The organism is Nocardia sp. NPDC051052, assembly GCF_044456045.1.
In the GTDB taxonomy this organism is placed as follows: domain Bacteria; phylum Actinomycetota; class Actinomycetes; order Mycobacteriales; family Mycobacteriaceae; genus Nocardia.
In genome coordinates, this window is record NZ_JBITFL010000004.1 from 322,719 (window position 1) to 344,258 (window position 21,540).

Sequence of the window (21,540 nt, forward strand, 5' to 3'; positions counted from 1 at the left end):
GTGGGAGCACCGCAGCCCCGGACCGCACAGGAAGCCGTGATGACCGACAAGAAGCAGGATGCCCCGGCGATCAAGGTGCTGGTGGTCGACGACGAACCGCAGATCGTGCGCGCGCTGCGGATCAATCTGTCGGTCCGCGGCTACGAGGTGATCACCGCGGGCACCGGCGGCGCCGCGCTGCGTGCGGCCGCCGACAAGCACCCCGACGTGGTGATCCTCGACCTGGGGTTGCCCGACATCGACGGCATCGAGGTCCTTGCCGGGTTGCGCGGCTGGACGTCGGCGCCGGTGATCGTGCTTTCGGCGCGCACCGACTCGGCGGACAAGGTCGAGGCGCTCGACGCCGGTGCCGACGACTACGTCACCAAGCCGTTCGGCATGGACGAACTGCTGGCCAGGCTGCGCGCCGCGGTCCGGCGCGGCGCGGCCGACACCGATTCGTCCGACCCGGTGGTGGTGACCTCGTCGTTCACCGTCGATCTCGCCGCCAAGAAGGTGACCAAGAACGACGAGACGGTGCATCTCACGCCCACCGAGTGGGGCATGCTCGAAATGCTGGTGCGCAATAAAGGCAAGCTGGTCGGGCGCAAGGAGTTGCTGCGCGAGGTGTGGGGCCCGTCGTACGCGACCGAAACCCATTACCTGCGTGTGTATTTGGCGCAGTTGCGGCGCAAGCTCGAGGACGATCCTTCGCACCCCAAGCACCTGCTGACCGAGGCGGGGATGGGTTACCGCTTCCAGGAGTGATTTTGAAGACACGACAGAGCGACTGATATCGGGAGTACATGGGTAACTCGCCGGGTACGGGCTGACTCGACCCCAATTTTTACCGCCGGTCGCCAACGAAACCCACGTGGCACACGAGTCTGGCCTGAAGACTCGGAGAGGCGGAACTGGCAGGATCGACCCATGGCTGAACAGACACCCGCGACCGCGGCTTCACAACCGACCCAACTATGGGTCGAGCGCACCGGAACGCGGGCGTACACCGGACGCAGCTCGCGCGGCGCCGAGGTATTGATCGCTTCGCAGGGCGTGCCCGGCGCTTTCACCCCCGGCGAGTTGCTGAAGATCGCGCTGGCCGGTTGCTCGGGGTTGAGCGCGGACTTCTCGCTCGCCCGCAAGCTCGGCGACTCCTTCGACGCGACCATCCGGGTGTCCGGTGACGCGGACCGGGAGAACGAGCTGTACCCGCAGCTGGACGAGACGTTCCAGCTCGACCTCAGCGAATTGGACCAGGAGGCGCGGGAGCGGTTGCTGGTTACCGTGCAGCGCGCCATCGACAAGGCGTGCACGGTGGGCCGGACATTGCAGGCGGGGACGAAGGTGACTTTGTCCTTCGATATCGAAGCCTGATGGGCGACGGCGCTGAGCTGGTCCGGTTGAGCGCGTGGGTGCACGGCCGCGTCCAGGGAGTGGGATTCCGCTGGTGGACGCGGTCGCGTGCGTTGGAACTCGGGTTGACCGGGCAGGCCACGAACGCGCGCGACGGGCGGGTACACGTGGTCGCGGAGGGGCCGCGAGACGACTGCGAGCGGTTGCTCGAACTGTTAGGTTCCGGGGACACACCTGGTCGGGTGACCTTGGTTGTGGAAAGCTGGGAGCCCGCGCGGGGTGATTTGACCGGATTCGAGGAGGGGTAGCGGTGGGCCGGGATAGGACGAGGACTCGACAGTGAGCACGCACAATCCCGGTGACGAGCGTCCGGGACACGAGCCGAACGAGCAGTCCGCCGCGGCGGAGCAACCGTCGAGCACGGCCGGGGCGCACGAGGCGAACACTCCCGGGCCGGGCGATACGGCGGCCTTCGGGCCGGGCGATACAGCCGCCCTGGGTACCGACGCACCAGCCCAACCGCCTATGCCCGGACTGCCTACCGGTTTTCCGGAACCTTCAGCGCCGCAAGAGGTTCCACCGCCTCGCGGCAGTGTGCAGCGGCAAGAGCCAGGCATCACCCAGCCGCGCCCGCCGACGGTGGCCGAGGCGCGGGCCAGGGACAAGGCGCGCAAGCGGGCCGAAGAAGCGCAGCAAGCCGCCGTCGCGGCAGGCGAGGCGAAGAAGCGCACGCGCAAGCGGGTGATGATCGGCGGGGTCGCGATAGTCGGGGTCGCGGCGCTGGTCGGCGGCGGGTACCTCGCCTACCGGGCGTTCACCGCGCCCGACAAGGTCACCGCCTCGTGTGTGAAGACCGAGAACGGTCAGGAGATCGTCGTCGAGGACCGCTACTGCGGCGACGGCCGTCAAGGCTTCGTCAGTGATGGCGGCATCGGACCCGGCCTGATCATCCTCGGCGGCGGCCCACAGTACCGCTATTACTACGGCGGCACGCCGACCATCGGCAAGCCGCCGACGGGCGGCACCACCGTCAAACCCAAGAGCGCCGAGATCAAGACGAAGAGCGGCACCACCGTGCAGCGCGGCGGGCTCGGCAGCAAGAGCACCGGCGGCGGATCGTAGTGCGGCGAGTGCGCAGTACGCCCCGGCCGGATTGGCGGCAGATCACCGAGAGTCAGGGCCTCGTCTACGGCGTGCCCGGCCGCGACGCCAGCGGTCAGCCACGGCCGTACTGGGACGAGTCGGTGTATTACGAGTTCGAGATGGACGAAATCCTCGCGCTGGAAGCCGATGTCGAGTTGTTGCACTCGATGTGCCTGAAGGCGGTCGAGCAGGTCGTGCTGACCGAGCGGTTCAAGGATTTCGGTCTGCCCGAATGGAGTTGGGGGCCGATCGCCGAATCCTGGCGGCGCAACGACCCTTACGTGTACGGCCGGTTCGACCTGCGTTACGACGCGCGGCGCCCGGCGAAACTGCTGGAGTACAACGCGGATACGCCGACGTCGCTGCTGGAGGCGGCGATCGTGCAGTGGCACTGGCTGACCGCATTGTATCCGGGCGGCGATCAATGGAATTCGTTGCACGAGAAGCTCGTCGAGCGCTGGTCCGAGCTGCGCGACACCCTGCCGACCGCGCAACTGCACTTCAGCTGGTCGGGGGCCGACGCCACCGGTGAGGACAACGTCACCACCGCTTACATGCAGGAGACCGCGGCCGAGGCCGGGTTCGACACCATCGCGCTGCCGATCGAAGAGGTCGGATTCGATACGGAGCTGGACCGTTTCGTCGATCTGGCCGAGGCGCCGATCGAGGCGATCTTCAAGCTCTACCCGTGGGAGTGGGCGCTCGACGACGACTTCGGCAAGCGAGTGGTCGCCAGCCTGCCGCAGACCATGTGGATCGAACCGCTCTGGAAGACGTTGCTCAGCAACAAGGCCATCCTCGCGATCCTGTGGGAAATGTATCCGGGGCATCCGAATCTGTTGCCCGCCTACCTGGATCAGCCCAACGAGCTCACCGAATACATCCGCAAGCCGAAGCTCGGCCGCGAGGGCGCCAACATGACCATTGTCGGCGCTGGACTGGAGACGGCCACCGGCGGTGTCTACGGCGAAGAAGGCTACGTCTACCAATTGCTCGATCCGCTACCGGAATTCGATGACATGCGCCCCGTGCTCGGCGCTTGGATCGTCGGTGACACCGCCGCGGGGCTCGGCATCCGGGAAACCGCCGGACTGATCACCGACGACGGCTCCGCCTTCGTCCCGCACCGCATCGCTCAACCCTCCTCGGAAGGATCATGATGACCGCAGTCGCCCTCGAATCGGGGTACTGGAGCTCGCTCGGCGAGGGTGTGGGAGCGATCATCCTCTACGCCCTCATCGGCCTGGCACTGATGCTCGTCGGGTTCTACGCCATCGACCTGACCACCCCGGGCAAGCTGCGCGCACTGGTCGTCCAGGGCAAGCCCAACGCGATCATCGTCGCCGCTGCGGGCATGATCAGCATGGCCTTCATCGTGGTCCTCGCCATCCTTGCGGTAGGCGGCGGCGGCAAACTCTCCGAAGGCCTCATCGCCGCCCTCATCTTCGGCCTCGTCGGCATCCTCGCCCAGGTGATCTCGGTCCGCGTCATCGAAAAAGCCCTCGGCATCGACATCGGAGCCACCCTCCACGCCGACACCTACACCACCGAAGTCCTAGTAGTAGCCGCCGCCCACTTCGCCCTCGGCTTGGTAGTAGCCTTCGCGATTCTGTAGTCGGCCGCGTCGACCAACCGGCGGTTACAGGTCGCCGAGGGTGCCGAACCACTGCACCATGAGAAGGTGCACCTCTCGCGCACGCTCATCGATGAGATAGACGAGTTGTCCGGCGTGGGCGGGCCCGAATGTCCACCGCCGAACCGCCCCCTCGGGGTTGTCGGCGTTCTGTGGTTGGGCCGCCCACGGTGTCAGTTCGAAGGACGCTGAGAATTTCGGCGAACTCGCGCAGCACCTCGGTGGGAAGTGCGGCGATCTGTTCGGTTGTGTCTGTGTCAGGGACGATGAGGTACACGCGGCGTGTTACCTCAACCTGCTTGCAACCGGTGTGCCAGTAGCACGCGGACGTCGTCGATGGAGACATCCGTCGAGCGGCCGCCGTCGGCTTGGATCCGCGCGGCTTTGTCGAGCATCCGCTGGTACGAGCCGGGCTCGCGGATCTCCATGACGGCGGTGTGCTGCCACTTGTTGAGCAGCGCGTGGATGTATTCGAGGGTGTGGGATTCCTTGGCGTGTTCGAGGACAAGATCCCATTCGCGGTCGAATTCGGCACGTAGTTCGGGGGTGAGGGCTGCCCGCAGCGCTGCGGGTTCCGCGGCGGGCACGGGGGTGTTTGCCGGGTCGGAGTGTGGGGCGGCCATGGCTTTCACGATAACCGGTGGGGGTGACAATGTCGCCGACCACAGTCCTGTTCGCCGACAGCACTCGCGTGCTCCGGACCTCGCAGTGGCTGCGGGTGATCCAGCTGGAGTCGATCTCATCTTAACCTCGTCATCGCTCGGCCATCCTCTCGCCGCTATCCGTCGGACGCGATACGACGCTGCTGGTCAAGTACTGCTTGTCGGACCCACAACCTAATCTGCGACCGCATTCGCTCGAGCAATTCTGTCTTAAGGAAATCCTTGAATCGCGGACGTTAGGGAGGTACCGTCAATGGACGAGTGGGAGATCTTCATAACCGACGAGGTGGAGCAGTTCCTCGATGCGTTATGGCAGAACGACCGCGCAACACACAGGCTGGTGAACCAAGCGATCCTACTGCTAGAGCGAACGGGGCCCGCGCAGGGCAGGCCGCTCGTGGACAGCATCGCCGGATCGCGGATCGCGAATATGAAGGAGCTGCGGCCGGGGTCCGCGGGCAACAGTGAGATCCGAATTCTGTTCGTCTTCGACCCGTGGCGCTCGGCCATCATGCTGGTGGCAGGCGACAAATCCGGTGCGTGGCAGCGGTGGTATCGGGACGCGATACCGCGAGCCGAAAGGCTGTACGACGCTTACTTGTCCGAGCGAGCTGAGGAGTTGCACCGATGACCACACACCGTCGCTGGCGCGATACGGAACACCTCGAACGCGCAATCGACGCCGCGGGCGGGCCGGAAGCATTCGAGGAAGGCGTCGACAAGCTGCAGGATCGCGCCCGGGGCTGGCGGCTCGCGGAACTGCGTAAGCACCGCGGCCTCAATCAGAAACAGGTCGCGGAGCAGATGGGCGTATCCGTGGCGCGAGTGTCGCAGATCGAACAGGGCGAGGTGTCTACCCGAGATGTGCTGGACCGGTACGTATCCGCCCTCGGCGGGGTGCTGAAGCTCGTCGCCGACTTCGGCGACGAGCAACTGCGCGTGGGCTGATTCGCCGGTTGGACGAGTGGGCTCCTCGATGTTGCCACGGCCACGTGCCACCTATGGGCACATGGTCAGTGTGGGTTGATGAGAGGGCTGGCTTCTTGCTCGAGGCGGTGATCGGGTGTCCGGTCGCGGCGGCTGAGGGTGGCGATCACGAATGCGGTGCCTGCGAGCGTCGCGCTGGTCCATAGTGCGGCTGTGGTTGTTTCGGTTGCGCTGATTGCCAGGCCTGCGATGGCCGGGCCGAGGGCGGCGCCGATGTTGAAGGCCATTGTGGCGAAGGCGCCGCTCAGCCGAGGGGCCGTTGGTGCCGCGGTGCTGACGATGCGGCCGATCACGGTGGAGCCGACCGCGAACGATACGCCACCGCCGAGGATTGCCATGACCAGCAGACCTGGCAGGTAGCCCGCGATCAGTGCCGCGGTGAGCCAAATAGGCAGCAGCGCAACCGATCCGGCCATGAGAATGACGTGTGCATAACGATCGGCATAGCGACCGCTGAGCGTGACGCCGAGGAAAGATCCGATTCCGAACAGCGCCAACATGATCGGCACCCATACCGGCCCGGCCCCGGCGACGGTGGTCGTGATCACCGCCAGATACGTGAAGGCGGCGAACGTTGCCGCGTTCACCACGGCGCCGAGAATCGATGCTATTCGCACGCGCGGTAGACCCAGCGTGCTCCACTCGAGCCGGAGGTCCGCTGGGCCTGTTTTCGCGGGGGCCGGTCGAACCAAGAGCCAAGTGCTCACCAGCGCAGGGACACTCACGGCGACGACGGCCCAGAATGCTGAGCGCCAGCCGAGGGTTTGACCGAGGAAGGCGCCGGCGGGGACGCCTGCGATGCAGGCGAGGGTTACGCCGGACAGGATGATGGAGGTGGCTCGGCCGACGCGGTGTGGGCCTGCCAGGGTGGGTAGGGCGGCGAGGGCGACCGCGAGAAAACCGGCGTTGGCTATCGCCGCGACCACCCGGGTGCCGAGCAGGACCGCGAAGGTGGTGGTGAGCGCGCCGACGAGGTGTGCGGCGATGAACAACGACAAGCATCCGGTCAGCGCGTGCCGAGCAGGCCAGCGTCTGGCGGCCATCGCGGTCAAGGGTGCGCCGACAACCATTCCGACCGCGAACAGCGAGGTCAGTAACCCGGCTGAGCCGAGCGAAACTCCGACGTCCGCCGCTATGGGCTGGAGTAGGCCCGACAGCATGAATTCCGATGTCCCCTGCGCGAATACGGCGACACCCAACACGAAAATGACAACAGGCACACAGACTCCCAGACTCTGTTCGACACCGAGCCACCCATCCGGCACACGGCAGCGGAAGGCGGCGGAGCTGATATCGCCCAGTACGGGCGACACGCGGGGTCGAACGACCGGGCAGGCAGGTCGTTTCGCGCATGGCGAGAGACGCCACCTGGTCGTTCGACAGGTGGCTAGAGTCTGGACGCCTCTGGAGAAGTCACGATCGACACCATAGCAACGGCACCGCGCGTGACCGCAAGGGATTTAGTGGCCGCGGGCGATCCAGTCGGACAGCGAAGGCTTTTCGACGCCGATGGTGGTGGTGTCGCCGTGGCCGGTGTGGACGGTTGTTTCGTCGGGGAGGGTGAGTAGGCGGGTGCGGATCGAGGCGATGATGGTGTCGAAGTCGGAGTAGGAGCGGCCGGTGGCGCCGGGGCCGCCGGAGAACAGGGTGTCGCCGGTGCAGAGGGCGGCGGCTTCGGGGAGGTGCAGGGAGACCGAGCCGGGGGAGTGGCCGGGGGTGTGCAGGATGTCGATGTCGATGTCGGCCACGGTGATTCGGGGCGTGTCGGCCAGGGAGCGGTAGTCGACGTCGGGGTGAGTCATCCGCCAGAAGGGGTCGTCGGCGGGGTGCAGGAGGATGGGGGCGTCGAGGCGGGTGCTCAATTCCGGTGCGACGGTGACGTGGTCGTTGTGGCCGTGGGTGCACAGGATGGCGACGACGTTGCGGGTGCCGACCGCATCGGCGATCGCGTCCGCGTTGTGTGCGGCGTCGACGATGAGCACGTCGTGGTCGTCGCCGATGAGCCAGACGTTGTTGTCGACGTCCCAGGTGCCGCCGTCGAGGGAGAAGGTGCCGGAGGTGACGACGCGGTCGATTCTCACAGGACCACCACCGAACGCAGCACATCGCCCGCGTGCATCGCGGTGAACGCCGCCTCCACCTGGTCGAGGGAAATGCGTTCGGTGACAAAGCGTTCCAGCGGCAGCCGACCCTGCAGGTGCAGGTCGATCAGGGTGGGGAAGTCGCGTTCGGGCAGGCAGTCGCCGTACCAGGAGGACTTCAGCGCGCCGCCGCGGGAGAACAGGTCGATCAGCGGCAGCTCGAGGGTCATGTCCGGCGTGGGGACGCCGACCAGGACCACGGTGCCCGCCAGGTCGCGGGCGTAGAACGCCTGCTTCCAGGTCTCCGGGCGGCCGACCGCCTCGATGACGACGTCGGCGCCGAAGCCCTCGGTGTACTCCTGGATCTTCTCGACCACGTCCTCGCTGGTCGCGTCGATGGTATGGGTCGCGCCGAAGTCGGTGGCCCAGGCCAGCTTCCGGGCGTCCCGATCGACCGCGATGATGGTCTTCGCACCGGCCAGCCGCGCGCCGGCGATGGCGGCGTCGCCGACACCGCCGCAGCCGAGCACCGCGACGGTGTCGCCACGGGACACGTTGCCGGTGTTCATCGCCGCGCCGATGCCGGCCATCACGCCGCAGCCGAGCAGCCCGGCGACCGCGGGGTCGGCCGCGGGATCGACCTTGGTGCACTGTCCTTCGTGTACCAGCGTCTTGTCGGCGAACGCGCCGATGCCGAGCGCCGGGCTCAGTTCGGTGCCGTCGGTGAGGGTCATCTTCTTGCTCGCGTTGTTGCTCGCGAAGCAGTACCAGGGACGACCGCGCTTACAGGCCCGGCATTCACCACACACGGCCCGCCAGTTCAGGATGACGAAATCGCCCACCTCGACATGGGTGACCGCGGCGCCGACGGTTTCCACGATCCCCGCGGCCTCGTGGCCGAGCAGGAATGGGTACTCGTCGTTGATGCCGCCCTCGCGATAGTGCAGGTCGGTGTGGCAGACGCCGCAGGCCTGTACCCGCACGACCACGTCGTGCGCGCCGGGATCGGGGATCACCACGTCGACGATCTCGACCGGCGCGCCTTTGCTACGGGCGATGACACCGCGCACGGTTTCCGACACCTATGCCTCCTAGGAGTTTTCGTCGACGCGAACCCTGGACGCCCGCGCGCTGAGCATCGTCCATACTGCCGCGTCCGGTGTGGTGATACCAGCGCCGGGGCCCGTCGGACCACACAGGGTTGACATTCCACTATGGAGGGTTCATTCTTGATGAACATTCCACTATGGAGGGTGGAACCGTCGACAGGGAACTGCAATGGAAATCTCGACTGGTACCCGCGCTTCGAACGCCGAACGTGAGAAAGTGGTGCGCCTGCTCGCCAGGCACATGGAGGATGGGCGGATCGACCTCGCCGAGTACGACCAGCGCACCGCGCAGGTGTACGCGACCACCACCACCGACGATCTGCAGCTGGTGCTGTCGGATCTGCCCAAACTGCCGAAAGAGTCTGCGGGCAAGGCGGATTCGCGTCCGCGCATGCCGATTTGGCAGAAGATCGAAGGTTCGAGCTGGCTCGGCGTGAGCGTGCTCGTCCTGTTCATCTGGGGCGCGATCTCGCTGAGCGTCGGCGAATTCACCTACCCGTGGCCGATCTGGGTGATCGGGCCGTGGGGCGCGGTGCTGGTGTTCCGGATGCTGACCGGATTCGAGTCCGGCCGGTATTCACGTCACATGGGCTGACGGCGGTCGCGACCGCCTACGGCCAAGGCGGCGTAGCGCTGTGCGATGTCGCGTGGCGGCCCGAGCCCGCGGCATTCGGCGGCGGGGTCGACCGGCGGCGGCGCGCGGGCGGCGACTCGTCGTACTCGGCGGGCTGGTCGGTCCATGACCGGGGATAGTCGTCGGGCTGTTCGCGCGGAGCCTGCCGCGGACGTGGCATGGAGCGCTCCGGCCAGGACGGCTCGGAGCGTTGCCGGGGCGGTGAAAGATGCTCGTATCGGCCAGCTTCCGCATAATCGTGCGGCACGGCCGAACCGCCTCTGCGCTGTCGTGGCAGGAATTCATCGGGGTCGCCGTGCCGCGAATCATACTGCGGCTGTGCGGGTTCCCTGCGATATGCCCGCGACGGCTGCTCCGGTGCGGCGAGCGAGGGTTGCTCGAGTTGTGCCTGGATGGCATCGAGCCGGCGGCGTCGTGCCCAAGCGTCAGCCGGGTCCTCGTGCGGCGACTGTGCGGGTGCGGAATCGTCCTGGGCCGACTGTGACCGTCTGCGGCGCTCGAGCGGAGGCCGTGTGTTCTCGTCCCGGACCGGCCAATGCGGTGCGGGGTCCTCGTGGTGCGGTGCGGGCTCGTCCTCCCACGCCGTCTGAGCCGGGGGCTCATACGGTGACTGGGTAGGCCCGAAGTCTTCATACGACGAGCGTGCCGAGGATTGCCACTGCGCGCGTGTCGGTTCCGGTTGATCGCGCGTCGGGGTAGCAGCGGCGTCCTCATACGGTGAACGCGCGGGCCCGAAGTCTTCGGGCGACCAGCGTGTTTGCGCGGCGACAGGCCAGCGCGCGGGTGCCGGTTCGTCGTGTGTCGACCGGGTCGGTTCGGGGTCTTGGTGTCGGGATCTGGAGGGGGCGAGGGGATCTCGTCGTGCGCGTGCGGGTTCTGGTTCGTCGTATGGCGACCGCGTCGGCTCCGCGTCTTCGTGTCGGGATCTAGAGGGCGCGACCGGATCTCGCCGCGAGCGTGCGGGCGCAGTCTGGATGGGGGCCGACTCTTCGTCCCGCAGGTCGGCATTGCGCTGTTCGCGACGGGAGCGGTTGGACGGCAGCTCGTTTCGGTGCGACCGCGCCGAAACCGGCTCGTCGCGTCGAGGAGTCGGACGGGGGAGACCGGGTTGCATGACCGGGAGTTCGCGCGTTTCCTGAGTCGCGCTCACGCCCTTCTCGCGATAGGTCGCCGGGATGTCGTGGGTGCGCAGCCAAGCGCCGGGGTCGTGGCGGCCGTGCCGATCCAGTTGCGGGACAACCTCTTCGAGCAGTTCGAGGATCTCACCCTCGTCATCGCCGAGGGCGGCGCGGATCTCGGCGAAGGTGTCGGGGTGGAAGACCCACATCCATTCGTAGGCGGGGTAGGTGCCACCCAGATCGTGGCCGTGGAAGACGAGGTCGCCGGAGCGCGCGATCTTCGCGCGCATCGACCAGCCCTCGGACTCGACCAGGAACTCGTGCGCCCCGGTGTGGGGTTCGTCGTCGGCGCGGAGCACGGCCGGTATCCATCGGCTTTTGCGTTCGCGGCTATGGGTTTTGCCGCGGCCGTCCGCAGGACCTCCGCGAATACCCGCCCGCTCCGGCTGAGGTTCCTCGTCGTCGTACTCGCGATAGTCGGTCAGCTTGACCTCGAACCACGCCGCACCGAGCCCGGCCGCCAACAACGCCCCCGCGATCGCGACCTCGATCCACTTGTCCGCCAACAAGGCACTCTTGCTGTTCTCACACGCGTATAGAAACAACAGGCAGCCGAGCACGAGCGCGGCGATTCGGGCAAGCCGTAACGCCGTACTGGTCCCGGCTGGGGCTGGCATCCTGTGGCGCTCCAAACATTCCCGCTGGCGAATCAGACTGGATCGTATGCGGCGACGTCGCCGGGCGGCAGGGCGTGCGGCGAGTCCGTCGGTCTATTGGTGTAAAGGTTCCGCTGAGGTCTCGAGTTCGTTACCTGCGGGCATCAACGTTCCCTGTCTGGGCGCGCTATGGTCCTGCGTGTGGTGGGCGCGTCGGTCGCCGCGCCGGATCCGGTGCGGTAGACAGTAGGACGACGCGTCCGGCAAACCTCGGGCACATCGAAATACCCGATATCGCGGGATGACTCGATAACCTACGTGTATCGCCGAAGCACCATACGGTCCGCGTTGGGCGTCCCGCGTCGGGGGTATTCGACACTCGGCGGATACCATGGCTGGTCGCCCGCGTCAGCTGACCAGGCAGAACACGGGAGCATGCGCGACGGGTAGGCGCGCGGAACCGGCGAAGGCCACCCATCGGAACCGGTGACGTGAGCGTTCGGCATGCCGAGAGGCAGCGTGCGTCACCACGGTGGGGCGGCGAAGGTCGCCGATCCAACACGGAAAGGTCGTCGAACTTGCATCTCAAGAGCCTGACGTTGAAGGGCTTCAAGTCCTTCGCGTCCGCGACGACGCTGCGGTTGGAGCCGGGTATCACGTGTGTGGTCGGTCCGAACGGGTCCGGCAAGTCCAACGTGGTCGACGCGTTGACCTGGGTCATGGGCGAGCAGGGCGCGAAGGCGCTGCGCGGCGGCAAGATGCAGGACGTGATCTTCGCGGGCACCGCGGGCCGCGCGCCGCTCGGCCGCGCCGAGGTCACCCTCACCATCGACAACTCCGACGGCGCGCTGCCGATCGACTACGCCGAGGTGTCCATCACCCGGCGGATGTTCCGTGACGGCGCCGGCGAATACGAGATCAACGGCAGCTCCTGCCGGCTGATGGATGTGCAGGAACTGCTCAGCGACTCCGGCATCGGCCGCGAGATGCACGTCATCGTCGGGCAGGGTCAGCTCTCGGCCATTCTGGAATCGCGCCCGGAGGATCGGCGCGCGTTCATCGAAGAGGCCGCGGGCGTGCTCAAGCACCGCAAGCGCAAAGAGAAGGCGGTCCGCAAGCTGGACGCCATGCAGGCCAACCTGGCTCGCCTCACCGACCTCACCACCGAACTGCGCCGCCAGCTCAAGCCGCTCGGCAGGCAGGCCGAGGTGGCTCGGCGCGCGCAGACCGTGCAGGCCGACCTGCGTGACGCGCGGATGCGCCTGGCGGCCGACGACCTGGTGACCCGCCGGGGCGAACTGGAGAGCCAGCAGAGCAAGGAAGCCTACGCCCGCGAGCAGCACATCAACGTGCACAGCGAACTCGACGCCGCCAATGCCGCACTGGCGCAGCAGGAATTCCAGCTGTCCCGGCTGACGCCGAGCGCCGAGGCGGCCGCGCAGATCTGGTTCCAGCTGTCCGCGCTGGCCGAGCGGGTCAACGCGACCATCCGGATCGCGCAGGATCGCGCCCGGCACCTCCACACCGAAACGCCGGTCGGCAGCGGCCGCGACCCGGAGCAGCTGGAGGCCGAGGCCGAGCGGGTGGAGGCCGAGGAGGCCGAGCTGCGCGAGGCGGTCGAGATCGCGACCGAGACCCTCGAAGCGGCCAGGGACGCGCTGGGCGAACGCGAGCACGCCGCCAAGGCCGCCGAGCAGGCACACCTGGCCGCGGTGCGCGCGATCGCGGATCGCCGCGAAGGCGTGGCGCGGCTGGTCGGCAAGGTCGACACGCTGCGCACCAGGGCACAGTCCTTCGACGGCGAGATCTCCCGGCTGACCACCTCGATCGCCGACGCCAGGCAGCGCGGCGAGGCCGCGCAGGCCGAATTCGACACGGTGCAGACCGAACTCAGCGAACTCGACGCCGGTGAGGCGGGCCTGGACGCGCAGCACGAGCACGCGACGCAGGCGCTCGCGCTGGCCGATCAGCGGGTGACCGAACTGCGCGAACAGGATCGCGAGGCGAGCAAGCGGGTCGCGTCGCTGTCGGCGCGGATCGAGGCGCTCGGCATGGGACTCGCCCGCCGCGACGGTGCCGCCTGGCTGGTGGAGCACCGATCGCAGGGTCTGCTCGGACCGCTGTCCGGACTGTTGCGGGTGCACGGCGGGTTCGAGGCCGCGGTCGCCGCCGCGCTCGGTCCGCTCGCCGATGCCGTCGCGGCGGACACCGGTGCGTCGGCGCACGACGCCATCCGCGCGTTGAAGGATGCCGACGGCGGGCGTGCCGCGCTGGTATTCGGTGCCGAGAGTGTCGGCCGTCCGCAGCTCGGCTCGCTGCCGGATGCCGCGCGCTGGCTCGCCGACGTGGTGGAGTGCCCGGACAGCGTGCGCGGCGCGATCACGGCGTTGACCGCGGGCATCGCCGTCGCCGACAACCTGGCCGCGGCCAGGGCGGTGGTGGCGGCCCGGCCGGACCTGCGGGTGGTCACCCGCGAGGGCGACCTCACCGGAACCGGTTGGCTCCTCGGCGGATCCGACCGCGCGCCGAGCCAGCTGGAGATCCAGGCCGACATCGACGGCGCCAAAACCGACCTGGTCGCGGCGCAACGCCGGGCCGAGGAACTCGAGGCGGCACTGTCCGGCGCGCTCGCCGAGCAGGCCGATCGCAAGGAAGCCGTCGACCAGGCACTGCTGGCGCTGCACGAATCCGATCAGTCCCTGGTCGCCATCTACGACCGGCTCGGCAGGCTCGGCCACACGGCCCGCACCGCGCAAGCCGACAGCGAGCGACTGCTCGCCCAGCGCACGGAAACCGAAGCGAGCCGGGAAGAATCGCTCACCTCGCTCGCCGAAATCGAAGACCGGCTGCGCAACGCCGAACTCGAACAGACCGAAATCGACTCCGACGGCACCTCAGCGGGCACCGAGACCGCCGGCCGCGAGCGCGAAGAGGCCGCCGCCGCGCTGGCCGAGGCGCGGTCGATGGAGGTGGAGGCGCGGCTCTCGGTGCGCACCGCCGAGGAACGCGCGGAATCCGTTCGTGGCAAGGCGGATTCGCTGCGCCGGGCCGCGCGCGCCGAACGCGAGACCCGTGCCCGCGCCGAACGGGCCCAGGCCTCGCGTAAGAAGGCGGCCGAAGTCGCTGCGGCAGTGGCGGAATCCGGTGCCCGCGTTGCCGCGGAGCTGGAAAAGGTGGTCGCCGAGGCGGGTGCCCGCCGCGACGACCTGGTCCGCCGCCGTGGCGAAGCCGCCGCCCAGGTGGAGCAGGTCAAGGAGCGGGTGCGCGCGCTGTCCACCCAACTTGCCCAGCTCACCGACGCGGTGCATCGCGACGAGGTGGCGAAAGCCCAAGCGGCGCTGCGCATCGAGCAGCTCGAGACGACCATCTCCGAGCAGTTCGGCATCGCGCTCAGCGACCTGATCGCCGAGTACGGCCCCGACGTGCCGTTGCCGCCGACCGACCTGGAATGGCAGGAGTACGAGCAGGCCAAGGAGCGCGGCGAACAGGTCACCGCGCCCGCGCCGATGCCCTACGACCGGCCGACCCAGGAACGCCGCGCCAAACGCGCCGAGAAGGACCTCACCACCCTCGGCAAGGTGAATCCCCTTGCGCTGGAAGAGTTCGCCGCGCTCGAGGAGCGCTACAACTTCCTCGCCACCCAGCTCGAAGACGTCAAGAGCGCGCGCAAGGACCTGCTGGACGTGGTCGCCGAGGTGGACGCCAGGATCCTGCAGGTATTCACCGAGGCCTGGGAGGACGTCGAGCGCGAGTTCGTCGGCGTCTTCGCCAAGCTGTTCCCCGGCGGCGAGGGCAGGCTGATCCTCACCGACCCGTCCGACATGCTCACCACCGGCATCGAGGTGGAGGCGCGGCCGCCTGGCAAGAAGGTCAAGCGGCTGTCGCTGCTGTCCGGTGGCGAGAAGTCGCTCACCGCGGTGGCCTTGCTGGTGGCCATCTTCCGCGCCCGCCCGTCCCCGTTCTATGTGATGGACGAGGTCGAGGCCGCGCTCGACGACACCAACCTGCGCCGCCTGATCGGCCTGTTCGAGCAGCTGCGCGAGAAGAGCCAGCTGATCGTCATCACCCACCAGAAGCCGACCATGGAGATCGCCGACGCCCTCTACGGCGTCAGCATGCGCGGCGACGGCATCACCCAGGTCATCTCGCAGCGTCTGCGCGGCCAGAACACGGCCCCGGTGGGTGCCGCCGCCAGCTGAGCCGCACACCCGCCGCCAGGTGCGCGGGTGGCGTCAGGGTGCCGCGCTGACCTGGTCGCTGTCCAGCAACGACTTGATCTGGGCGGCACCGGTTTCGGCGAGCCAGGCGTCGAAGGTGCGCAAGGCGGGGTGGATCTCGCGGAGGGCGGCGATGTCGGCGCGCCAACCGCCGGTCGCGCGCATCAGGCGCCAGGTGCGGGCGATCGAGTCGCCGAGTTCGGCGGCGGCCGCCTCGTCGAGTTCCTGGTAGTGGACCGGGTGGCCGGTGGCGTTGGTGATCGCCTCGGCCGCGCTGGAGGGGGTCACGGCATCGCCCGCGAGTTCGAGGGTCTTGCCGTGCAATCGATCCGGGTCGGCGAAGGCCAGCGCGGCGATGGCGGCGATGTCGGCCAGGGCAATGACTTTCATCGGCTGATCGGCGGGGAAAAGATGCCGGTGCACGCCGTCGACGATGCCGTCGACCGGGAAGCCGCGCATCAGGTAGTTCTCCATAAAGCGGACTGGGCGCAGCAGGGTGTAGCGGGTGCCGCTGGCCGCGATGGCGGCCTCGATGCGGTTCTTACCACTGGCGCCCCAGGTGTTGTCGCCGTCGCCGTGGAACGAGGCGATGCCGGTGAACACGATCTGTTCGACGCCCGCTCGGCGGGCCGCGTCGACCAGTGCCTCGCCGCGTTGCGCCTCGAGGTCGGCATCCCAGCCCCGCGGGCCGTGCGCGGCCGGTGGCACCGCGAAAAGCGCTGTGACACCGGCGAGTGCGGCGGGCAAAGTGTCGGGGGTGTCGAAGTCGCCGACGGCTAGTTCCGCGCCCGCGGCGGCCAACGTTCGCGCGGCGGGTGCGTGTGGGTCGCGGACCAGCGCCCGCACCGCCCGGCCATCCGCGAGCAGCCTGCGGGCGGTCGCGCCGCCCTGCTTGCCGGTGGCTCCGGTGACCAGGACGAGGTTGTGCTGAGGGGACATGCGTGCCTTCTCTGTCGATAGAATCGGGTCGGACAACCCGTATTTCCGACCATACGGGTGCCATGACCCGGTTGACCAGGTCAGGCAAGGGAAGGCCGTAACGAAATGACCGCTTCAGTCGACGCCGCGCCGAACACCGCGGCACGAGCCGATGCCAGGCGAAATCGCGCACTGGTACTTGCCGCCGCGCAGCGGGCGTTCGCCGAGCACGGCGCCTCGGTGTCGCTGGCCGAGGTGGCCCGTCGGGCCGGGGTCGGCGCGGGTACCGTCTATCGGCACTTCCCGACGAAATTCGATCTGCTGGAAGCGGTTATGCAGCAGCGCGTCGATCGGCTGGCCAAGCTCGCCGCCGACCACCTCGACGCGCCCGACCCCGGTGCCGCGTTCTTCGGTTTCTGCACCGAGGTGGTGGCGTCGACGCCCGGCAACGAGGCGCTGTGCGAACTGGTGCAATCCGACGACGGCTGGCCGCGCGCCTTGCTGATGAGCGCGGGTGCGCGCTTCCATCGGGCGTTGGGTGCGCTGCTGCTGGCCGCGCAGCGCCAGGGCGCGGTGCGCGCCGATATCGAGGTGTCCGATGTGCTGGCCATCTTCACCGGATGCGTTGCCATCCAACGTCTTCAGCAGTCCAAAGGGCAGCTCGACCGCACTGCCGCGATCGTCCTCGACGCCATGCGCGCCACGCCGGGCATAACGAATCCTGTCGCGGAAGCCAATGCGCGTAACGAATTGTCGGAACGTAACGAAACCGGCGAGCGGCACTGCCCCGTCTGCGACTCGACGGTTCGGCACACCGGAACCGGCCGTCGCCCGCGCTACTGCTCGGCGGCCTGCCGCCAGAAAGCGCACCGCCAGCGCACCGCCGCCCGGCGCGCATGAGCCGTGGACAACTGCCGCGCCTGCGGCTGGGATACCCGTTTGGGCGCCCGCGGTGGGCACGGATCTTAAGGGACATGCAAATTCACGGCAACGAGCGCGGCGGCAGAGTGATCTGAATCTCATTGTGCGAGGGGGAGATCGGATGGCGCAAAAGCGACGGGGGTCGAAACTGGACGTGGCATAGACGGGCGGGGGTGGACAGGGCCGGTCGGCAGCCGCGGCTCGCGCCACGGGCTGCCGCCGGGGATGGGCGGTTTACAACAGGTCGCTGACGTCGTTGGGCACGTCGACGGCGTATTTGCGGAGGATGTCCATCGAGATCACTTCCAGGGCGTTTTCGTGCGTTGCGGCCAGCACCACTGGTGCGGCGACACCGTCCTCATGCGCGTGCAGCCATCGCACGGCCACCACGCACCACCGGTCTCCTGGTTGTAGGCCCGGGAAGTTGTTCTCCGGGCGCGGCGTACTGAGATCGTTGCCGATGGACGCCTGATGTTCCAGGAATTCGGCCGTGACGACGGTGCACACGGTGTGGCTACCGAGATCCTCCGGCCCGGTGCTGCAGCAGCCGTCCCGGTAGAAGCCGGTGAGAGGATCGGCGCCGCACTCTTCCAGCGGCCCCCCAAGCACGTTTCGATCGGTCACGTCGCCGATCCTATTGCCACCGTGCGAGAAGTTCCGCAGGACAAGAAATCTCGGGGGTTGTGTCTCGGCCCCGGGGCGGCGTGGTAAAGCAGGTCGCTTCGTTCTGCAAGGATGGGCGCGTGAGTTCCGAAGCCTGGATCCTGATCGCCGTCGTCGCCGCCTTGCTGCTGGTGGTGCTTGTTGTCGGATTTGTCCGGTACAAGCGCTCCCGGGTCTCGCTGACGCCGCCGCCCGCCGACCAAGAACTGACCGACAAGTCCGGTGGTTACTCGGCGTCGGGTGGTTTCAGCTTCACCCAGGGCGGCACCGCGACCAAGGAGCCGCAGCCGGTCGAGCGGACCGACACCGACGGCCAGCCGCACGTCGGTGACGACGCGGCCATCCCGCGTGACGCACCGAAGCGCGGCATCACGAATGTCGCGCTGCCGGAGACCGACGTCGTCGAGGTGCCGGACACCGAATCCAGCACGGACGTGGCGGCCGCGCCGACGGGAACGGACGCGGGGTCCGTAGCGACGGGTACGACTACCCCGGCTGAATCCGGCACCGCATCCGCTGAATCCGGTACCGCGCCCGCCGAATCCGGCACCGCGCCCGCCGAGTCGGAGAATGCGTCTTCTGAATCGACCTCGGCCGAGCCGGGCACAGCTCCCACCACAACGAGTGCGCCTCAGACGGGCGCGGCCCCGGCCGGAGCATCCGCCCCGCTGAGCGGAACGGATGCGGCCCCGCCCGCGACGGCCGCCCCCGACACCGCCGCCGGCGCCGAAGCCCCCATTCCCCTCGAAGACATCGACCCCACCGCGGGCCGCCTCGTCCGCCTGCGCGGCCGCCTGTCCCGCTCCCAGAACGCGGTCGGCAAGAGCCTGCTCGGCCTGCTCGGCGGCGGCGACCTCGACGACGACTCGTGGGAAGAGGTAGAAGACACCCTGGTGCTCGCCGACCTCGGCACCGCGAGCACCGCCGCCGTGGTCAAGCGGCTGCGCGAGGAGATGGCCTCGCGCAGCGTGCGCACCACCGACGACGCCCGCGCGGTGCTGCGCGACGTACTGATCGAGGCGCTGCGCCCCGAGCTCGACCGCTCGATCCGCGCGCTGCCGCACGCCGACCACCCGTCGATCCTGCTCGTCGTCGGCGTCAACGGCACTGGAAAGACCACCACCACCGGCAAACTCGCCCGCGTGCTCGTCGCCGACGGCCGCCGCGTGCTGCTCGGTGCGGCCGACACCTTCCGTGCCGCCGCCGCCGACCAGCTGCAGACCTGGGGTGAGCGGGTCGGCGCCGACACCATCCGCGGCAAGGAATCCGCCGACCCGGCCGCCGTCGCGTTCGACGCGGTCAGCGCGGGCATCGACCGCGGCGTCGACGTGGTGATGATCGATACCGCGGGCCGCCTGCACACCAAGACCGGCCTGATGGACGAGCTCGGCAAGGTCAAGCGGGTGGTGGAGAAGAAGGCCGCCGTCGACGAGGTGCTGCTGGTGCTCGACGCCACCGTCGGCCAGAACGGCCTGATGCAGGCGCGGGTGTTCGCCGAGGTGGTCGACATCACCGGCGTGGTGCTCACCAAGCTCGATGGAACGGCCAAGGGCGGCATCGTCTTCCAGGTCCAGCACGAACTCGGCGTCCCGGTGAAGCTGGTCGGCCTCGGCGAGGGCGCCGACGACCTCGCCCCCTTCGAACCGGGCGCCTTCGTGGACGCCCTACTCGGCTAGGCCTGAATACAGTCCGACCGAAGGCGCCCTTCGCACTTCCCGACAGTATGAAGGGCGCCTTCGGTCGGTTCGGGTATGGCCGTATTAGGTGGGATGATTTCGAGCTATTCGAGTGCGTGGTGAAATTCGAGTTGGTATCCGTTGTGTTTGCGGTGAAAGGCACCGCAAACGGAATGTTTGCTAGCTCTACTCGCCGGTAACCGCATATCCCTTTTGTCCGGAGCTAGCCGCCGGTCCGCCCGGAAACTCGGGGCGTAAGCCACGAAACGTGGAAGCAACACAACTGGCCTATCCGTTCACGCAGGCGAAACACGCCAGCTCTGTGGATGAAACACCAAGTGAGCACCCTTCTGTGCAGGTCCATTTGCCGGAGTCGGCAGGGCCCGAGATGAGGAGGACTTCAAGGTGGCTTTTCCCCTTACCGGTGCACCGGACACTGGTGACACCGCATGGATGCTGGCGAGTTCAGCGCTTGTGTTGTTGATGACGCCCGGTCTGGCATTTTTCTACGGCGGCATGGTCCGTTCGAAGAACGTGCTGAACATGATCATGATGAGTGTCGGTGCCATGGGATTGATCGGCGTCCTATGGTCGCTGTACGGATACTCGACGGCATTCGGCGACAACAAGTTCGGCGTGATCGGTGACCCCGCGCAGTTCTTCGGACTGAAGGGTCTGATCGGTGGCAACTCGGTCGCCGAGGTCAAGGACGCCAGCGGCGCGGTGACCACCGCGGCGGCGAACATTCCCCTCGCGGGCACCATTCCGATGAGTGTGTTCGTCGCCTTCCAGCTGATGTTCGCCATCATCACGGTTGCCCTCATCTCGGGTGCGGTCGCCGACCGCCTCAAGTTCGGCTCCTGGCTGCTCTTCGCGGGCATCTGGGCCACGGTGGTCTACTTCCCGGTCGCGCACTGGGTCTTCGACTTCGACGTGAAGGACGCGGACGGCACCGTCGTGCACGAGGGCGGCTGGATCGCGAACAAGCTGCTCGCGGTCGACTTCGCCGGTGGCACCGCGGTGCACATCAACGCCGGTGCGGCCGGTCTCGCGCTGGTGCTCGTCCTCGGCAAGCGCAAGGGCTGGCCGACCACCGCGTTCCGCCCGCACAACCTGCCGTTCGTCATGCTCGGCGCCGGTCTGCTGTGGTTCGGCTGGTTCGGCTTCAACGCGGGTTCCGCGGTCACCTCGGGCGGCCTGGCCGGTTCGACCTTCCTCACCACCACCTTCGCGACCTGCGCGGGCATGCTCGGCTGGCTGCTGGTGGAGAAGTTCCGGGACGGCAAGCCGACCTCGCTCGGCGCGGCCTCGGGTGTCGTGGCCGGTCTGGTCGCCATCACCCCGTCCTGCTCCTCGGTGAACGTGCTCGGCGCGCTGATCATCGGTGCGGTCGCCGGCGCGCTGTGCGCCCTGGCCGTGGGCCTGAAGTTCAAGTTCGGTTTCGATGACTCGCTCGACGTGGTCGGCGTGCACTTGGTCGGCGGCATCGTCGGCACCCTGATGGTCGGCCTGGTCGCCGCGCCGGAGGCGGGCGCGGGCAAGACCGGCCTGTTCTATGGCGGCGGCGTCGATCAGCTGTGGCGGCAGGCGGTGGGTGCCGGTGCGGTACTTGCCTTCTCCTTCATCGCCAGCCTGATCATTGCCTATATCGTGAAGTTCACCATTGGGCTGCGAGTCAGCGACGAGGCCGAGGCGGTGGGCTTGGACGAGTCCGAGCACGCGGAAACCGCCTACGATTTCGCCGCGCTGGGCAGCACGGCACGTTCGGCCGTCAAGGAGGCATGACG

Annotated in this window: 20 protein-coding genes; 13 read left to right on the forward strand and 7 right to left on the reverse strand. The window is 68.0% G+C overall.

Translation table 11 applies throughout. The annotated features are described in order from the left end of the window. Window positions 1-39 precede the first annotated feature (39 nt). The 6 genes from ACIBCN_RS15430 to ACIBCN_RS15455 all read left to right on the forward strand — a co-directional run bounded on the left by ACIBCN_RS15430 (window position 40) and on the right by ACIBCN_RS15455 (window position 4,093). Window positions 40-747: a response regulator gene (locus ACIBCN_RS15430; protein WP_150405534.1), complete on the forward strand. Its 708-nt coding sequence runs from the start codon at window positions 40-42 to the stop codon at window positions 745-747. A 162-nt stretch (window positions 748-909) separates the two neighbouring features. Then, a complete protein-coding gene (locus tag ACIBCN_RS15435; protein ID WP_396992189.1) occupies window positions 910-1,356 on the forward strand; it encodes an OsmC family protein in 447 nt (148 codons plus the stop codon). Next, entirely contained in the window at window positions 1,356-1,643 is a 288-nt protein-coding gene (locus ACIBCN_RS15440) for an acylphosphatase (RefSeq protein ID WP_396992190.1), read from the forward strand. Before ACIBCN_RS15435 ends, ACIBCN_RS15440 begins: the two co-directional genes overlap by 1 nt. A 31-nt stretch (window positions 1,644-1,674) precedes the next feature. Next, window positions 1,675-2,457, forward strand: coding sequence for a hypothetical protein (locus tag ACIBCN_RS15445; protein ID WP_396992191.1), 783 nt, complete (start codon window positions 1,675-1,677; stop codon window positions 2,455-2,457). Beyond that, the gene (locus ACIBCN_RS15450) at window positions 2,457-3,638 is read left to right on the forward strand and encodes a glutathionylspermidine synthase family protein (protein WP_396992192.1); all 1,182 of its coding nucleotides are present in this window, start codon (window positions 2,457-2,459) and stop codon (window positions 3,636-3,638) included. The genes ACIBCN_RS15445 and ACIBCN_RS15450 overlap by 1 nt, the downstream gene beginning before the upstream one ends. After that, on the forward strand, window positions 3,638-4,093 hold the full coding sequence (locus ACIBCN_RS15455; protein ID WP_396992574.1) for a DUF350 domain-containing protein: 456 nt from the start codon (window positions 3,638-3,640) through the stop codon (window positions 4,091-4,093). The genes ACIBCN_RS15450 and ACIBCN_RS15455 overlap by 1 nt, the downstream gene beginning before the upstream one ends. Window positions 4,094-4,401: 308 nt before the next feature. On the opposite strand, the gene ACIBCN_RS15460 is transcribed toward ACIBCN_RS15455, so the two are convergent. After that, a complete protein-coding gene (locus tag ACIBCN_RS15460) occupies window positions 4,402-4,734 on the reverse strand; it encodes a DUF6247 family protein (RefSeq protein ID WP_396992193.1) in 333 nt (110 codons plus the stop codon). Window positions 4,735-5,026: 292 nt separating this feature from the next. On the opposite strand from ACIBCN_RS15460, the gene ACIBCN_RS15465 reads away from it, so the two are divergent. Both ACIBCN_RS15465 and ACIBCN_RS15470 read left to right on the forward strand, forming a co-directional pair. Then, complete coding sequence (locus ACIBCN_RS15465) at window positions 5,027-5,404, forward strand: type II toxin-antitoxin system RelE/ParE family toxin (RefSeq protein ID WP_396992194.1); 378 nt, start codon at window positions 5,027-5,029, stop codon at window positions 5,402-5,404. Further along, window positions 5,401-5,721: a helix-turn-helix domain-containing protein gene (locus tag ACIBCN_RS15470; RefSeq protein WP_396992195.1), complete on the forward strand. Its 321-nt coding sequence runs from the start codon at window positions 5,401-5,403 to the stop codon at window positions 5,719-5,721. The genes ACIBCN_RS15465 and ACIBCN_RS15470 overlap by 4 nt, the downstream gene beginning before the upstream one ends. A gap of 65 nt (window positions 5,722-5,786) precedes the next feature. Here the strand turns inward: ACIBCN_RS15470 and ACIBCN_RS15475 are convergent, their stop codons facing one another. The 3 genes from ACIBCN_RS15475 to ACIBCN_RS15485 all read right to left on the reverse strand — a co-directional run bounded on the left by ACIBCN_RS15475 (window position 5,787) and on the right by ACIBCN_RS15485 (window position 8,923). Next, window positions 5,787-6,980: a Cmx/CmrA family chloramphenicol efflux MFS transporter gene (locus ACIBCN_RS15475; RefSeq protein WP_396992196.1), complete on the reverse strand. Its 1,194-nt coding sequence runs from the start codon at window positions 6,978-6,980 to the stop codon at window positions 5,787-5,789. A 240-nt stretch (window positions 6,981-7,220) separates the two neighbouring features. Further along, window positions 7,221-7,841 (reverse strand): MBL fold metallo-hydrolase, encoded by a 621-nt coding sequence (locus ACIBCN_RS15480; protein ID WP_396992197.1) that lies wholly within the window; start codon window positions 7,839-7,841, stop codon window positions 7,221-7,223. Continuing rightward, window positions 7,838-8,923: an S-(hydroxymethyl)mycothiol dehydrogenase gene (locus ACIBCN_RS15485; protein ID WP_396992198.1), complete on the reverse strand. Its 1,086-nt coding sequence runs from the start codon at window positions 8,921-8,923 to the stop codon at window positions 7,838-7,840. Before ACIBCN_RS15485 ends, ACIBCN_RS15480 begins: the two co-directional genes overlap by 4 nt. Window positions 8,924-9,119: 196 nt before the next feature. Between ACIBCN_RS15485 and ACIBCN_RS15490 the strand changes: the two genes are divergently transcribed. Then, window positions 9,120-9,545, forward strand: coding sequence for a DUF1707 domain-containing protein (locus ACIBCN_RS15490; RefSeq protein ID WP_396992199.1), 426 nt, complete (start codon window positions 9,120-9,122; stop codon window positions 9,543-9,545). Between the two features lie 16 nt (window positions 9,546-9,561). Here the strand turns inward: ACIBCN_RS15490 and ACIBCN_RS15495 are convergent, their stop codons facing one another. Then, window positions 9,562-11,379 carry a hypothetical protein gene (locus ACIBCN_RS15495; RefSeq protein WP_396992200.1) on the reverse strand — a complete coding sequence of 606 codons (1,818 nt, stop codon included), beginning with the start codon at window positions 11,377-11,379 and terminating at the stop codon, window positions 9,562-9,564. Between the two features lie 557 nt (window positions 11,380-11,936). Here ACIBCN_RS15495 and smc point away from each other — a divergent pair. Beyond that, window positions 11,937-15,557, forward strand: a complete 3,621-nt coding sequence (gene smc, locus ACIBCN_RS15500; protein WP_396992201.1) for a chromosome segregation protein SMC — start codon at window positions 11,937-11,939, stop codon at window positions 15,555-15,557. A 33-nt stretch (window positions 15,558-15,590) separates the two neighbouring features. Here the strand turns inward: smc and ACIBCN_RS15505 are convergent, their stop codons facing one another. Beyond that, on the reverse strand, window positions 15,591-16,514 hold the full coding sequence (locus ACIBCN_RS15505) for an NmrA family NAD(P)-binding protein (protein WP_396992202.1): 924 nt from the start codon (window positions 16,512-16,514) through the stop codon (window positions 15,591-15,593). 105 nt (window positions 16,515-16,619) lie between these two features. Between ACIBCN_RS15505 and ACIBCN_RS15510 the strand changes: the two genes are divergently transcribed. Continuing rightward, window positions 16,620-17,393: a TetR/AcrR family transcriptional regulator gene (locus ACIBCN_RS15510; RefSeq protein WP_396992203.1), complete on the forward strand. Its 774-nt coding sequence runs from the start codon at window positions 16,620-16,622 to the stop codon at window positions 17,391-17,393. A 255-nt stretch (window positions 17,394-17,648) separates the two neighbouring features. Here the strand turns inward: ACIBCN_RS15510 and ACIBCN_RS15515 are convergent, their stop codons facing one another. Continuing rightward, the gene (locus ACIBCN_RS15515) at window positions 17,649-18,038 is read right to left on the reverse strand and encodes a DUF2237 family protein (protein WP_396992204.1); all 390 of its coding nucleotides are present in this window, start codon (window positions 18,036-18,038) and stop codon (window positions 17,649-17,651) included. A gap of 119 nt (window positions 18,039-18,157) precedes the next feature. Here ACIBCN_RS15515 and ftsY point away from each other — a divergent pair, with 119 nt between their 5' ends. Both ftsY and ACIBCN_RS15525 read left to right on the forward strand, forming a co-directional pair. Continuing rightward, window positions 18,158-19,753 (forward strand): signal recognition particle-docking protein FtsY, encoded by a 1,596-nt coding sequence (gene ftsY / locus ACIBCN_RS15520; RefSeq protein ID WP_396992205.1) that lies wholly within the window; start codon window positions 18,158-18,160, stop codon window positions 19,751-19,753. Window positions 19,754-20,158: 405 nt separating this feature from the next. Continuing rightward, on the forward strand, window positions 20,159-21,538 hold the full coding sequence (locus ACIBCN_RS15525) for an ammonium transporter (protein WP_396992206.1): 1,380 nt from the start codon (window positions 20,159-20,161) through the stop codon (window positions 21,536-21,538). Window positions 21,539-21,540: the final 2 nt, after the last annotated feature.